Annotated in this window: 13 protein-coding genes and 1 riboswitch; of the genes, 11 read left to right on the top strand and 2 right to left on the bottom strand. The window is 73.2% G+C overall.

Annotated features, from left to right (window positions below; genetic code table 11):
* The first annotated feature begins 8 nt into the window (after positions 1 to 8).
* From HLI28_RS00085 to HLI28_RS00130, 10 genes are all read left to right on the top strand, one after another.
* On the top strand, positions 9 to 1,622 hold the full coding sequence (locus HLI28_RS00085; RefSeq protein WP_171245469.1) for a xylulokinase: 1,614 nt from the start codon (positions 9 to 11) through the stop codon (positions 1,620 to 1,622).
* 28 nt (positions 1,623 to 1,650) lie between these two features.
* Entirely contained in the window at positions 1,651 to 2,373 is a 723-nt protein-coding gene (locus HLI28_RS00090; RefSeq protein WP_171245470.1) for an L-ribulose-5-phosphate 4-epimerase, read from the top strand.
* 29 nt (positions 2,374 to 2,402) lie between these two features.
* The gene (araA, locus tag HLI28_RS00095) at positions 2,403 to 3,914 is read left to right on the top strand and encodes an L-arabinose isomerase (protein WP_171245471.1); all 1,512 of its coding nucleotides are present in this window, start codon (positions 2,403 to 2,405) and stop codon (positions 3,912 to 3,914) included.
* Positions 3,915 to 4,121: 207 nt separating this feature from the next.
* Positions 4,122 to 5,624: a helix-turn-helix domain-containing protein gene (locus HLI28_RS15845; protein WP_171245472.1), complete on the top strand. Its 1,503-nt coding sequence runs from the start codon at positions 4,122 to 4,124 to the stop codon at positions 5,622 to 5,624.
* Positions 5,625 to 5,786: 162 nt separating this feature from the next.
* Positions 5,787 to 5,875, top strand: a riboswitch (ZMP/ZTP riboswitch).
* A gap of 42 nt (positions 5,876 to 5,917) precedes the next feature.
* Entirely contained in the window at positions 5,918 to 7,201 is a 1,284-nt protein-coding gene (glyA, locus tag HLI28_RS00105) for a serine hydroxymethyltransferase (RefSeq protein WP_171245473.1), read from the top strand.
* Entirely contained in the window at positions 7,198 to 8,088 is an 891-nt protein-coding gene (locus HLI28_RS00110; RefSeq protein WP_171245474.1) for a bifunctional methylenetetrahydrofolate dehydrogenase/methenyltetrahydrofolate cyclohydrolase, read from the top strand. Before glyA ends, HLI28_RS00110 begins: the two co-directional genes overlap by 4 nt.
* Positions 8,089 to 8,222: 134 nt before the next feature.
* A complete protein-coding gene (locus HLI28_RS00115; protein ID WP_171245475.1) occupies positions 8,223 to 8,705 on the top strand; it encodes a VOC family protein in 483 nt (160 codons plus the stop codon).
* Between the two features lie 59 nt (positions 8,706 to 8,764).
* Complete coding sequence (locus tag HLI28_RS00120; protein ID WP_171245568.1) at positions 8,765 to 9,598, top strand: exodeoxyribonuclease III; 834 nt, start codon at positions 8,765 to 8,767, stop codon at positions 9,596 to 9,598.
* A gap of 136 nt (positions 9,599 to 9,734) precedes the next feature.
* Complete coding sequence (locus tag HLI28_RS00125; protein ID WP_171245476.1) at positions 9,735 to 10,967, top strand: Na/Pi symporter; 1,233 nt, start codon at positions 9,735 to 9,737, stop codon at positions 10,965 to 10,967.
* Positions 10,964 to 11,293, top strand: a complete 330-nt coding sequence (locus HLI28_RS00130) for a hypothetical protein (protein ID WP_216077203.1) — start codon at positions 10,964 to 10,966, stop codon at positions 11,291 to 11,293. Before HLI28_RS00125 ends, HLI28_RS00130 begins: the two co-directional genes overlap by 4 nt.
* 62 nt (positions 11,294 to 11,355) lie before the next feature.
* Here HLI28_RS00130 and galK read toward each other — a convergent pair whose 3' ends face one another.
* Complete coding sequence (gene galK / locus HLI28_RS00135) at positions 11,356 to 12,585, bottom strand: galactokinase (protein WP_171245477.1); 1,230 nt, start codon at positions 12,583 to 12,585, stop codon at positions 11,356 to 11,358.
* 89 nt (positions 12,586 to 12,674) lie between these two features.
* Positions 12,675 to 13,826 (bottom strand): Mrp/NBP35 family ATP-binding protein, encoded by a 1,152-nt coding sequence (locus tag HLI28_RS00140; protein ID WP_171245478.1) that lies wholly within the window; start codon positions 13,824 to 13,826, stop codon positions 12,675 to 12,677.
* A 135-nt stretch (positions 13,827 to 13,961) separates the two neighbouring features.
* Between HLI28_RS00140 and HLI28_RS00145 the strand changes: the two genes are divergently transcribed.
* On the top strand, positions 13,962 to 14,774 hold the full coding sequence (locus HLI28_RS00145) for a YflT domain-containing protein (RefSeq protein WP_216077204.1): 813 nt from the start codon (positions 13,962 to 13,964) through the stop codon (positions 14,772 to 14,774).
* Positions 14,775 to 14,850 lie beyond the last annotated feature (76 nt).

The following is a 14,850-nucleotide window of genomic DNA, read 5'->3' on the forward strand; positions in this document are numbered from 1 at the left end:
AACCTGGGATGACGCGGCACGACGAGGCGACCGGCAGCCGGGACGCCATCACCGCCGGGCGGACCACGCTCGGGATCGAGCTCGGCTCGACGAACATCAAGGCGTGCCTGGTCGGCCCGGAGCACGAGGTGCTGGCCAGCGGTACGCACGGCTGGGAGAACGAGCTCTCCGACGGGCTGTGGACCTACTCCCTGGAGGCCGTGCACGCCGGGCTGCAGGGCGCCTACGCCGCGCTCGTGGCGGACGTCGAGCAGCGGTACGGCGTGCGCCCCACCACGTACGGCGCGCTGGGCGTCTCGGCGATGATGCACGGCTATCTCGCGTTCGACGCGGACGGCGAGCTGCTGGTCCCGTTCCGGACCTGGCGCAACACCAGCACAGGCCCCGCCGCCGCGAAGCTGTCCGACCTGTTCGGCCACAACATCCCGCTGCGCTGGTCGATCGCGCACCTGTACCAGGCGATCCTCGACGACGAGCCGCACGTCCCGCAGATCGCGTCCTTCACCACGCTCGCCGGCTACGTCCACCGGATGCTGACGGGCCGGCACGTCCTCGGTGTCGGTGACGCCTCCGGCATGTTCCCGATCGACCCGGTCACCCGGGACTACGACCGGCGGCTGCTCGACCAGTTCCGCCACCTCGTCGCCGCCGAACGGCCCGGTCTCCAGGTCGAGGGTCTGCTGCCCGAGGTGCTGCCCGCCGGCGCCGACGCCGGTCATCTGACCGCCGAGGGGGCCGCCCTGCTGGACCCCACCGGCGAGCTGCAGGCCGGTCCGGTGCTGTGCCCGCCCGAGGGCGACGCCGGCACCGGGATGGTCGCCACGAACGCCGTCGCGCCGCGCACGGGCAACATCAGCGCCGGCACCTCGATCTTCGCCATGGTCGTGCTCGAGAAGCCGCTGACCGGCGTCCACCACGAGCTGGACCTGGTGACCACACCCGCCGGCGACCTCGTGGCGATGGTCCACTGCAACAACGGCGCGAGCGAGCTCGACGCCTGGGCCGGGGTCTTCGCCGAGTTCGCCACGGCGCTCGGGCACCCCAGCCAGGCCGACGCCGTCTTCGAGGCCCTGTTCGGGGCCGCCCTCGACGGCGAGGCCGACGGCGGCGGGCTGCTGGCCTACAACTACCTCGCCGGGGAACCGATCACCGGGCTCGACGAGGGGCGTCCGCTCGTCGTGCGCACCCCGGACAGCCGCCTGACGCTGGCCAACCTGATGCGCACCCAGATCTACGGCGCCTTCGGCACCCTGGCGCTGGGCATGAAGGTGCTGCACGGCGAGGGCGTCGCCGTCGACACGATGTTCGCCCACGGAGGCATGTTCCGGACCGCCGGCGTCGCCCAGCGTCTGCTCGCGGCCGCCGTCGACGCGCCCGTCGCCGTCGGGCGGACCGCCTCGGCGGGCGGCGCCTGGGGGATCGCGGTCCTCGCGGCCTTCACCCGCGCGGCCGCCGCGGAGCCCGGTCTGACCCTGGACGGGTACCTCGCCGACCGCGTCTTCGCCGACGCCGAGCTGGACGTCGCCCGGCCCGACGCCGACGACGTCGCCGGCTTCACGGCCTACCTCGAGCGGTACTCCGCCGGTCTCGCCGTCGAACGTGCCGCCACCGAAGCCCTCTGACGACCACCGGAACCGAACGGGAGACCCCATGCCGAACGCCGCCCGCCCGACCGAGGTGCCGGCGCACCTGCGCGCCGCCGTCGACGCCGCCAAGCAGAAGGTCGCCGCCCTGCACGCCGAGCTGCCTCGCTGGGAGCTCGTGGTGTGGACCGCCGGCAACGTCTCCGAGCGGGTCCGGGACGATCAGGGAGGGCCTGACGGCGCGGGCGACCTCCTCGTCATCAAGCCGTCCGGGGTCTCCTACGACGACATCACCCCCGAGGCCATGGTCGTGTGCGACGTGCAGGGCCGTCTCGTCGAGGGGGACCGTTCACCCTCGTCCGACACCGCGGCGCACGCCTACGTCTACGCGCACATGCCCGAGGTCGGTGGCGTGGTGCACACCCACTCGACCTACGCCACGGCGTGGGCCGCGCGGGGTGAGGAGATCCCCTGCGTGCTGACGATGATGGCCGACGAGTTCGGCGGGCCGATCCCCGTCGGACCGTTCGCGGTCATCGGGGACGACTCCATCGGCCGCGGCATCGTCGAGACCCTGCGCGGGTCCCGCTCCCCGGCGGTGCTGATGGCGAACCACGGCCCCTTCACCATCGGCGGGGACGCCCGGGCGGCGGTCAAGGCGGCGGTGCTGTGCGAGGAGGTCGCCCGGGCGGTGCACGTCGCCCGGCAGGTCGGCGAGCCCGTGCCGATCGCGCAGCAGCACGTCGACGCCCTCTACGACCGCTACCAGAACGTCTACGGCCAGCGCTGACGGCGCCGTCGGACTCGAAAGGACAGATGATGAGCAAGCCCTACGGTGACCGCGAGGTCTGGTTCCTCACCGGCAGCCAGGACCTGTACGGTCCCGAGACGCTGGAGCAGGTCGCCCGGCAGTCCCAGGAGGTCGCCGCCGCGCTCGACGCATCCGGCGACGTGCCCGCGAAGGTGGTGTGGAAGCCGGTCCTGAAGGACTCCGCCGCCATCCGTCGCGCGATGCTCGAGGCGAACAGCGACGACGACGTCCTCGGTGTCGTGACCTGGATGCACACGTTCAGCCCGGCCAAGATGTGGATCGCCGGCCTGGACGCCCTGCGCAAGCCGTTGCTGCACCTGCACACGCAGGCGAACGTCGAGCTCCCGTGGTCGGAGATCGACATGGACTTCATGAACCTCAACCAGGCCGCGCACGGCGACCGGGAGTACGGCTACATGCTGACCCGCCTCGGCGTCGCCCGCACCACCGTGGTGGGCCACGTGTCCGACCCCGCGGTGCAGCGGCGCGTCGGCACCTGGGTCCGCGCCGCGGCCGGCCGCCTGGCCACCCAGGAGCTGAGGCTGGTCCGCTTCGGCGACAACATGCGCAACGTCGGCGTCACCGAGGGCGACAAGACCGAGGCCGAGCTGCAGTTCGGCGTCAGCGTGAGCACGTGGGGCGTCAACGACCTGGTCGCCGCCGTCGAGGCGGTGGCCGCGACCGACGTCGACGCGCTGGTCGCCGAGTACGAGTCGCTCTACGACGTCGCTCCCGAGCTGTGCGCCGGGGGAGAGTGGCACGAGTCGCTGCGGTACGCGGCCCGCCAGGAGCTCGCGATGGAGGCCTTCCTGGTCGAGCGCGGCGCCAAGGCGTTCACCACGAACTTCGAGGACCTCGGCGCGCTGCGCCAGCTCCCGGGCCTCGCGGTGCAGCGCCTCATGAGCAAGGGCTACGGCTTCGGCGCCGAGGGCGACTGGAAGACGGCCGTGCTCGTGCGCGCCGCCAAGGTGATGGGCGAAGGGCTGCCCGGCGGCGCCTCCCTCATGGAGGACTACACCTACGACCTCACGCCCGGGTCGGAGCTCATCCTCGGGGCGCACATGCTCGAGATCTGCCCGTCCCTGACGACGTCGAGGCCCCGGGTCGAGATCCACCCGCTCGGCATCGGCGGCAAGGAGGACCCGGTGCGCATGGTGTTCGACACCGACGCCACCGAGGGCGCGGTCGTCGTGTCGCTGGCCGACATGCGCGACCGGTTCCGCCTCACCGCGAACGTCGTCGACGTCGTGCCGCCCGCGCAGGAGCTGCCGAACCTGCCGGTGGCCCGGGCCGTGTGGAGGCCGCGGCCGGACTTCCCCACGTCGGCCGAGGCCTGGCTGACCGCCGGCGGCGCGCACCACACGGTGATGTCCACGGCCGTCGGCATCGAGGCGTTCGAGATGTTCGCGCAGATCAGCGGGACCGAGCTGCTGGTCATCGACGAGGACACGACGCGCCGCGGGTTCGCCGACCAGGTGCGCTGGAACCAGGTCTACTACAAGCTCGCCCAGGGGCTCTGACCCGCCCCACCCGTGAGGCGACGAGCGTCCCTGTCCCTGCCGTCACCCGCTGACCCGCCGGGACAGGGACGCTCGTGCGCGTGCTCCCGGTGGCGCGTCGAGTGTTCCGGCCTGGTCACGATCGGCCTCCGATGCCCGGCGAAGCGTTGACTTCTCGAACGTGCACCTGTTGATATATGGCGTCATCACCATTTTTCGGAGGAATACGTGACTCAGCAGGACGTCTCGGCGACCACCTCGAGCGGCGCCGCACCGAGGCCCCGGTACCGCGGTCGGCACCTGCCGATGGTGGCCGTCGTCATCGCCGCGTTCATCGCCACGGCGCTGGCCTACAGCGGCATGGTCCTGTTCGGGCTCGAGGTCGCGAACATGGCGCCGGTCGAGGCCTACGCGCTCGCCGGGTTCCTCGAGGTCAGCCTGGTGGCCGTCGCGCTCATGGCGCGCAACGCGGCCCTCGAGGGGCGTCCGTACGGGGTGCTCCTGACCCTGACGTGGGTCCTGTCCGGCACCTCCGGCGTTTTCGCGGCGCTGCACGAGATCGCCGTCCCGAACGAGTCGACGCCCTACATGGTGGTCTTCCGGTTCGTGCCGCCGCTGGTCGCCGCCCTGATGTGGCACCTGGCACTCGTCGGCGAGCGGCACCTCGTCACGGGCCACACGCTCGACGAACGCCGCCGCGAGCACCGCGTCCACCAGTACGTCACCGCCCTGGAGCTGTGGCGGGACGCTCGCCTCGACAGCACCGGCACCCGCAACAGCATGCGACGGGTCCGGGCCCTGCACGAGCGCCAGCGCGCCGCACGTGACCGTGCGCTGAAGCTCCTGACGGTCGAGGACTTCGAGCGTCGGATGCAGGTCTGGGTCGAGCGGCTCGAGGCCGCCGAACGGCACGGCAACCGCCTCGACACGATCGGTGCCAGCTCGGTGAAGCGGGGCAGGACCCCGGGGTCCGCTCGCGAGGCGACCGCCGTCACCCTGCCGCCCGCGCGGCGTGAGGTCCTCGCCCCCGCGGCCACCCGGGAGCCGGCGACGGCCGAGGTGCCGGACGAGCAGCCCGAGACCTTCGCCGACACCTTTCGTGCGGCGCTGACCGTCGAGGAGACGCCCGCGGCCGTCCCGACCGTGTCCTCCGACAGGCAGGACGTCGACGACGAGCGGTCGGCCCCGGTGGAGGACGCCGCGGCCGCCGAGACGCACGGGACGGCCGAGCCGGCACCCGAGTCCGAGCCGGTCCGGCACACCGACGAGACCACGCCCTCCGAGACGACGCCGTCCGAGGCGCCGCAGCCCCGGGAACCGCTGCCGGAGACCGGGCACACACGCCGGGTCGAGATGTTCGACCTGGTCGACCGCGCGCGTGCGGAGCGCGCCGCACAGGCCGACGGGCCGACCTGGTCCGCCGTGCGCGAGGGTGCGGACTCCCCGCAGGAGGACACCGACACGGCGGAGGAGACGCCGGCCCCGGCCGCCGGTGACCCGGCGTCGGACCGCGCCGCGGAGCAGGAGTCGCGCACCGACGCGTCCGACCTGCCGACCTCGGGCCGTGACCGTCGCATCGTCGAGCTCGCCCGTCAGGGACTGACCCAGCGGGAGATCGCCGACGAGGTCTCCGCATCGCGGTCCACGGTCTCCCGTGTCGTGCGCCGCTACGAGGACCAGAAGGCCGAGCGCTCGCGGTCGGCGGACGACCTCGAGCTGGCCACCGTCTGACCCCGGGTCCCGGGCGTGCCCGGGACCGCAGAACGACGCACGGACGCCTCCGTCCGGAACCGGCACCCGGTTCCGGACGGAGGCGTCCGTGCGTCGTGTTCGACGGTCCGCGGGTCGTCGTGCTCTCGTCGTCCGATCCCGACCGCACCGACGCTGCTACGATCGACTGGTCGTGACTGGCGTGCAGGTGGATCACCACCGGGAAGCGACAACGCTGTGCTGACGACGGGTCGGTCGCCTGGGCCCGGTCGGACGACATCCGTGGACCGCCGACACAGCAGGAGAACGCCCCCATGAGCACTCCCGACCCCACGTTCGACGCCCCTCTCGCCGAGGTCGACCCGGAGATCGCCGCCGTCCTCGACGGTGAGCTCGCCCGGCAGCGCGACACCCTCGAGATGATCGCGTCGGAGAACTTCGTCCCGCGCGCCGTGCTGCAGGCACAGGGCTCGGTGCTGACGAACAAGTACGCCGAGGGCTACCCGGGCCGCCGCTACTACGGCGGGTGCGAGCAGGTCGACATCGCCGAGAACCTGGCGATCGAGCGGGCGAAGGCGCTGTTCGGTGCCGAGTACGCCAACGTTCAGCCGCACTCGGGCGCCCAGGCCAACGCCGCGGTCCTGCACGCGCTCATCAAGCCCGGCGACAAGATCATGGGCCTGGAGCTGGCCCACGGCGGGCACCTCACCCACGGCATGAAGATCAACTTCTCCGGCAAGCTCTACGAGGTGGCCGGCTACGGCGTCGACCCCGAGTCGTACCGGATCGAGATGGACGAGGTGCGCAAGCGCGCGATCGAGCACCGGCCGGACGTCATCATCGCCGGCTGGTCCGCCTACCCGCGCGAGCTCGACTTCGCGGCCTTCCGCGAGATCGCCGACGAGGTCGGCGCCAAGCTGTGGGTGGACATGGCGCACTTCGCCGGCCTGGTGGCGGCGGGCCTGCACCCGTCGCCGGTGCCGCACGCCGACGTGGTCTCCTCCACCGTGCACAAGACCATCGGCGGACCCCGCTCCGGGTTCATCCTGTCCTCGGACGAGCACGCCAAGAAGCTCAACTCCGCGGTCTTCCCCGGCCAGCAGGGCGGCCCCCTCATGCACGTCATCGCCGGCAAGGCGGTGGCGTTCAAGATCGCCGGCACCGAGGCGTTCGTCGAGCGCCAGGAGCGCACCCGGCGCGGGGCGCGGATCATCGCCGACCGACTGAACCAGGCGGACGTCGCCGGGACCGGCGTCTCCGTGCTGACCGGTGGCACGGACGTCCACCTCGTGCTCGTGGACCTGCGGAACTCGGCGATGGACGGTCAGCAGGCCGAGGACCTGCTGCACTCCGTCGGCATCACCGTCAACCGCAACGCCGTCCCGTTCGACCCGCGTCCGCCGCGCGTGACCTCCGGCCTGCGGATCGGCACGCCGGCGCTCGCGACCCGCGGCTTCGGCGACGAGGAGTTCACCGAGGTCGCCGACATCATCGCCGCGGCGTTGCGCGAGGGCACCGCGGCCGACGCCGAGGCCCTGCGCGCGCGGGTCGCGAAGCTCACCGCCGACTTCCCGCTGTACCCGGGTCTGCACCAGTGACGGCGCAGAAGCTCGACGGGAAGGCCACCGCCGCCGCGATCAAGGACGAGCTGCGCGGACGGGTGGACGCCCTGCGCGAGCGGGGCGTCGTGCCCGGGCTCGGGACGCTGCTCGTCGGGGACGACCCCGGTTCGCAGTGGTACGTCGCCGGCAAGCACCGCGACTGCGCCGAGGTCGGGATCGAGTCCCTGCGCGAGGACCTGCCCGCCGACGCGACCCAGGCCGAGATCGAGGCCGCCGTCACCCGGCTGAACGAGGACCCGGCCTGCACCGGGTTCATCGTGCAGCTCCCGCTGCCCGCCGGCATCGACACGAACCGCATCCTCGAGCTCGTCGACCCCGCCAAGGATGCCGACGGCCTGCACCCCACCAACCTGGGGCGCCTCGTGCTCCGGGTGGGCGGGGAGATCACCTCCCCGCTGCCGTGCACCCCGCGCGGCATCGTCGAGCTGGTCCAGCGGCACGGCGTCGACTGGGCCGGCAAGGAGGTCGTCGTGCTCGGCCGCGGCGTCACGGTGGGGCGCCCGATGGGCCTGCTGCTCACGCGCAAGGCCGTCAACGCCACCGTCACGCTCACCCACACCGGGACGCGCGACCTGCCGGAGCTGGTGCGACGGGCCGACGTCGTCGTCGCGGCGGCCGGTGTGGAGGGCATCGTCACGGGCGACATGGTCAAGCCCGGCGCCGTGCTGATCGACGTCGGTGTCTCGCGCCGCACCGACCCGGAGACGGGGAAGTCCCGCGTGGTGGGCGACATCGCCCCCGAGGCGCGCGAGCAGGCGGCCTGGTACTCGCCGAACCCCGGCGGCGTGGGGCCGATGACGCGCGCGATGCTGCTCGCCAACGTCGTCGACACCGCCGAACGGCAGGCGGGCACCGCATCCTGACCGCGGCACGGTGGCGTCGACCCCGTGGGGTCGGCGCCACCGTCGCCCGGCGCCGCACCGATGAGTCGTGACCCGGTGCGTCGTCCTTCCTGCAGGGCCCCGACCGGCGGGGCCGTCACGCGAGGAGGACCGCCATGGTGACCGTGCGACCGCACCTGTGGTTCGGGAACGACCTGGCCCACGAGGCCGCCGCGTTCTACGCCGACCACCTGCCGGACTCGAGCGTGCGACGGGTGATCACCGCCGCGGAGGGCATCCCCGGCGCGACGGCCGGAGCGCCCTTCATCGTGGAGTTCACCGTCTGCGGCGTCGAGGTCGTCGGCCTGAACGCCGGGCCTGCGCTGCGCCTCGACGAGGCGTTCAGCTTCTACCTGCGGTGCGACGGGCAGGAGGAGGTCGACCACTACTGGGACCTGCTGACGGCCGACGGCGGCAAGCCGGGGCCCTGCGGCTGGTGCACCGACCGGTTCGGGGTGAGCTGGCAGGTGATCCCCCGGCAGCTCGAGGAGCTCTGCGGCGACTACACGACGCCGGCGAACCAGCGCGCGATGCAGGCGATGCTGCAGATGGGCAAGATCGACGTGGCGACGCTGGAGGCCGCCCACCGCGGCGCGTGAGGCGCGGCACGTGAGGCGCGTCGCTGACGCCGTCGGCGACGTGTGGTGGGATGGCCCGCGTGCTGACCGTCGCCACCGCCAACGTCAACGGGATCCGTGCCGCCGTCCGCCGCGGCATCGACGACTGGATCGCCCGCCGGGAGCCGGACGTCCTGCTGCTGCAGGAGGTGCGCGCCCCCGACGAGCTCGTCCATGCCCACTTCGCCGACCACCACGTCGCCCACCTGCCCAGCCGGATCAAGGGGCGGGCCGGTGTCGCCGTGGTCTCCCGCCTCCCGCTCGCCGCGGTCCGTGACGGCGTCGGGTCCGGCGAGGCGGAGCCGGACGTCGACTCCGGTCGGTGGCTCGAGGCGGATCTTGAGCTGCCCGGCGGTGACCGGCTCACGGTCGTCTCGGCCTACCTGCACTCGGGGTCGGCGAAGCCGGGGCAGGAGCACACCCTGGCGGCCAAGTACGACCACCTAGACCAGGTGTCGCGGCGCCTGGACGCGCTCGTCGCGGAGGAGCACCCGGTGCTCGTGGCCGGTGACGTCAACATCGCCCACCGGGAGGTCGACATCGCCAACTGGAAGGGCAACCTCAAGAGCTCCGGGTTCCTGCCCGCCGAGCGGGCCTACCTGGACCGGTGGTTCGAGGCCGGCTGGCACGACCTCGGCCGCGCGCTCGGCGGCGACGGCCCGGGGCCGTACACGTGGTGGACCTGGCGGGGCCAGGCGTTCGACAACGACCGCGGCTGGCGGATCGACTACCAGCTCGCGAACCCCGTGCTGGCGGACCGCGCCCTGAAGGTCGAGGTGGACCGTGCCGCCTCCTACGACGCCCGCTGGAGCGATCACGCGCCGGTCGTCGCGACCTACGACCTCCCAGATCACCGCGGCAAGATGAACGTGTGATGCACGCCCCGGCGCGTGTTCATCTGCTGTTCACCTTCAGGCTGAGATGTCGTCATCCAGCACTGGTTGGCTCGGTATCACCGTGCCCTGAGACGGCCTGACCTGGCGCCGTCTCGACCCCGATGGGAGCCACTTCATGACCGACGTCGTCCCGCAGGCGTCCGTGACCACCGCGAACACGTCGCAGGTCGAGCCCAAGCGGCTGCGTAGCCCCTTCGAGCGGTTCGGCCTGACCGGCCGTCCGCTGCGGACCGTCAACTGGCTCGGAGTCGTCGCCGGCGTCTACGTGCTGATCACCGCCGTGGAGCTCATCGGCTCCGGGTTCAAGGCGGCGACGGGTGACACGGCCGAGTCGCTGTTCGCGTTCGCGTCCAACCCCTTCGTCGCGCTGATGGTCGGCGTGCTGTTCACCGCCGCCACGCAGTCGAGCTCGACCACGACGTCGGTCACGGTCGGTCTGGTGGCCGGCGGTCTGCCGATCCAGATCGCGATCCCCATGCTGATGGGCGCGAACATCGGGACCACGCTGACCAACACCCTGGTGAGCCTCGGGATGGTCCGCGACCGGGAGAGCTTCCGTCGGGCGTTCTCCGCCGCGACGGTCCACGACTTCTTCAACCTCCTCGCCGTCGCGATCTTCCTTCCGCTGGAGCTGGCCTTCGGCCTGCTGGAGCGGGTCTCCGGCTGGCTGGCCGGCGCGAGCTCGGGAGCCGACGGCGGCATCGTCGCCACCCTCTTCGCCGCGATCGGCACCGTGGTGGACACGGTCACGGAGCCGCTGGCGAACCTCCTCGAGGCCGGGACCTCCTTCCTGCCCGACCCGTGGCACGGCGTGCTCATGATCGTGCTGGGCATCGGCCTGATCCTCGGCGTCATCAACTGGCTCGGTCGCCTGCTCAAGGTGCTCATGGTGGGCAAGGCGGCCCAGATGCTGCACTCGTCCGTCGGCCGTGGCCCGATCAGCGGCGTCGCCAGCGGTGCGGCCGTGACCATGATGGTCCAGTCCTCCTCGACCACGACCAGCCTCATGATCCCGCTGGCCGGATCCGGCACGTTCTCCCTCAAGCAGGTCTACCCCTTCACGGTGGGCGCCAACATCGGCACCACGGTCACCGCGCTGATCGCGGCCTTCGCCTTCACGGGGGCGGAGGGCGAGGTCGCCCTGCAGGCGGCGTTCGTGCACGTGATGTTCAACGTCTTCGCCGCCCTGGTGATCTTCGGCATGCCGCTGCTGCGGCAGGTGCCGCTGCGCGGGGCCGTCTGGCTCGGCGACGTGGCGGCGGCCAACAAGCTCTGGGCGGCGGCCTGGGTCCTCGGCGTGTTCGTCGGCGTGCCGATGGCGCTCATCGGGCTGACCGTGCTGCTGTGACCGCCTCTCACGACCGGCGCGACCGGTCATCGACGGAGCGCAGCCAGGACATCGCCGCGCTCGAGCAGGAGCTCGCGCGCGTCGTCGACGAGGCGGAGGCCCGGCTCGCCGAGGTCCGCCGCGAGCTGGCCGAGCGGCGTCAGCAGGAGGCGCAGCACGCCGAGATCGACCGGCTCGAGGAGCATCTCGCCAACGCCACCGTGCAGTGGCGCGAGGTCGGGGAGTTCTTCGAGGAGGCGCTCAAGCAGCTCCGCGGCGACCGGGAGGACGCCGGGGCGGAGCCGTCCACACCCTCCGACGACCCGGGGACCGGCTCGCCGGCCTGATCCCCGACCCTGCGGCTCCTCAGGGCCCGGACCCCGCGTTCCGTCGGGGTCCGGGCCCTGTGTCATGCAGCGGGCGCCGACGGCGGGGCGAGGAGGAACCCCGGGGCCGGCAGGCCTGCGGCGGCGAAGGCCTCGTGGACGGCGGTCACCACGGTGTCGACCTCCCCGACGGGCACCAGGGCGATGGCCGACCCGCCGAACCCGCCACCCGTCATCCGGGCCCCGAGCGCACCCGCGGCCAGCGCTGCGTCGACCACGAGGTCCAGCTCGCGGGCCGACACCTCGTAGTCGTCGCGCAGCGACACGTGCGACGCGGTCATGAGCGGCCCGACCTCGTCCACGCGGCCGGCGCGCACCCGCGCCGCGAACTCCTCGGTCCGAGCGATCTCGGTGACCACGTGGCGCACGCGCCGACGGAGCACCTCGGCGTCCTCGGCACCGCCGAGCCGCCGCAGCGCGTCCTCCAGGGCGTCCGGCGAGATCTCGCGCAGGGACGCCACGCCGAGCATCTCGGCGGCCCGCTCGCAGGAGGCGCGACGTTCGGCGTACTGGCCGTCGACGAGGGCGTGCTCGGCGCGGGTGTCGACCACCAGGAGGGCGAGCCCGGCGCCGGTCGGGTCGAACGGCACGGCGGTGGCCGAGTCGAGGGCCGACAGGCCCGGACGACAGTCGAGCAGCAGGGCGTGTCCCGCCGAGCAGCGCAGCGACGCCGCTTGGTCCATGCCGCCGGTGGGCGCCCCGGCGATCTCGTTCTCGGCGCGCACGCAGGCGGCCGCGAGCTCGGCACGGCCGGCGTCGTCGGCGGCCCGGCCCAGACCGTGCACGGCGTCGAGCGCCACGGCGACGGCGCACTCGAGGGCCGCCGACGACGACAGCCCCGCCCCGAAGGGCACGCACGAGTCGACGACGGCGTCGAAACCCGTGACCTCGTGGCCGGCGTCGCGCAACGCCCAGGCGACGCCCGCGACGTAGGCGCCCCATCCCGACGTCTGCCCCGGGGCGACGTCGGCCAGCCGGGCCTCCCAGGTCTGGCCGGGCGCCTGCGCGGAGGAGAGCCGGACCAGGTCGTCGGTCCGGCTGCGCAGTGCCACGTACGTGCGGTGGGGGAGCGCCACGGGCAGCGCCAGACCGGCGTTGTAGTCGGTGTGCTCACCGATGAGGTTCACGCGCCCCGGTGCGGACCAGACGCCGTCGGGCGTCCCGTCGCCGTCGAAGACCTCGGCGAACAGGGTGCGGACACGCGCGGCGCCGTCGTCGGCGGACCAGGACTCGAGCCACTCGGGAGACGTCATGGCCCTCAGTATGAGGGACCGGCGGTCGCCGCTCGACGGGGTGTCCGGAGAGCGGTCCGCGCGTCGGACGGCCCGGCGGACCGGCGGGCTCAGCCCACGGGGGTGACGCCGAGCCGGCGGCCCGCCAGGCCCCGCTCCCGCCCCGCCAGCCGCCGCGCGACGTCCCGGAGCACCTGGGCGCCGGAGGACTCCGGGTCGGTCAGCACGACCGGCGTCCCGCCGTCCCCGCCCTCGCGCACCGCCAGGTCGAGCGGCACCTGACCCAGCAGCGGGACGTCCGTCCCGGTGGCGTCGCTGAGGCGCCGTGCCACGGTCTGGCCACCGCCGGCGCCGAACACCTCCAGACGCGAGCCGTCGGGCTGCTCCAGCCAGGACATGTTCTCCACGACGCCGATCACGCCCTGCGAGGTCTGCGTGGCCACGGACCCGGCGCGCTCGGCCACCTCCGCGGCCGCCGTCTGCGGGGTGGTGACCACGAGGATCTCGCTGCCTGGCAGCAGCTGGGCGACGGAGATGGCGATGTCCCCGGTCCCGGGCGGGAGGTCGAGCAGCAGCACGTCCAGATCTCCCCAGAACACGTCGGCGAGGAACTGCTCGAGGGCCCGGTGCAGCATCGGACCCCGCCACACGACCGGCTGGCCCTCGGGGACGAACATCCCGATGGAGACGACCTTGACCCCGTGGGCGATGGGCGGCAGCAGCATCGAGTCGACCCGGGTGGGCTGGCGGTCGACGCCGAGCATGCGGGGGATCGAGAAACCGTAGATGTCGGCGTCGACGACGCCGACCGTGAGCCCGTCGGCGGCCATGGCCGCGGCGAGGTTGGCGGTGACGCTCGACTTGCCGACGCCGCCCTTGCCGGAGGCGACCGCGTAGACCTTCGTCAGGCTGTCCGGCTGGGCGAAGGGGATGGTCGGGTCGCCGCTGCCGCCCCGCAGCCGGGAGCGCAGCGCCTGCCGCTGCTCCGGGGTCATGACGCCCAGGTCGACGTCGACGCGGCCCACGCCCTCGACGGCCGCGGTCGCCGCCGTCACGTCGGAGACCAGCGTGTTCTTCATCGGGCACCCGGCGATCGTGAGGTCCACCCCCACGGTGACGTGGGCGCCGTCGGAGGCGTCCTGCGGCGCCTCGACCTGGATCGAGCGGATCATGTCCAGCTCGGTCAGGGGGCGGCGGATCTCGGGGTCGATGACCCCGGACAGGGCGTCGCGGACGCGGGCCTCGAGATCGGTGGTGCTCATGCCTCGATCCTAGGTGGCGCCGGCCGGGGGTCGTGCAGCCCGGCGCCGGCGCGACCGCGGTGCGGGGGGAGGAGCCACGGCCGGCGGGGGCATGTGGCCTCGGGGCGCCCGGTGCGAAATACTGGGCGAATGAGCATGAGCCGTTCGAATCCCCTTCCTCGGGTCCCGACGCCGCCCCAGGGGGACGAGGTCGCCGCGTACGACTCGTACCTCGAGGCGCAGAAGGCCGTCGACTTCCTCTCGGACGAGAAGTTCCCCGTCCAGCACGTCACCATCGTGGGCACCGACCTGCGGATGGTCGAGCGGGTCACGGGCCGGCTCACGTACGGCCGGGTGGCGCTGGCCGGGGCCCTGTCAGGTGCCTGGTTCGGGTTCTTCGTGGGTCTGCTCATGATGCTGTTCGCGAACGGGCAGACCGGCGTCCTGCTGGTCGCGCTGGCTCTGGGCGCCGGGTTCGGCGTGATGTTCTCCGTGCTGTCCTACTCGTTCACCGGCGGACGCCGTGACTTCACGTCGCAGTCGCAGATCGTGGCCTCCACCTACGCGGTGCTGTGCGCCACGGAGCACGCGGCCGAGGCGCGCTCGATGCTGGAGAGCTCCCCGGGCGGGCTCGGCAAGCCGCGTCGCCCCGAGCGGCCGGCGGGGACGACACCGTCGGGTTCGTCCGCGCCGGACCCGCGCTGGACCATGCCGGACGGCGCCCCGCGCTACGGGGCGATGCGGCCCGGCGGGCCGCCGGACACGTCCGGCGGCGGGGCCGGCTCGTCGACCTCCGCCGTGGCCGGCGGCGAGGGTCCGGCGCAGCCGCAGCCGGCGGCGGGGGAGCAGCCGCCCGCGGTGCCGACCCGGGGCGAGGAGCCGCCCTCTCCGTCGGCGTCCACGCCCACGCCCCCGCCGGCGTCCGGTGGGGACGTCGACGACCCCTACGCGCCGCCGCCCGAGCGCTGAGGCGGGACGCGGGCGCACCTCGGCGGTGCGCCCGCGTCCGTCGTGCCGAGACGTCCGCCCGGCACGACGGACCGTG

The sequence above is a fragment of the Isoptericola sediminis genome, assembly GCF_013085345.1.
GTDB lineage: Bacteria > Actinomycetota > Actinomycetes > Actinomycetales > Cellulomonadaceae > Isoptericola > Isoptericola sediminis.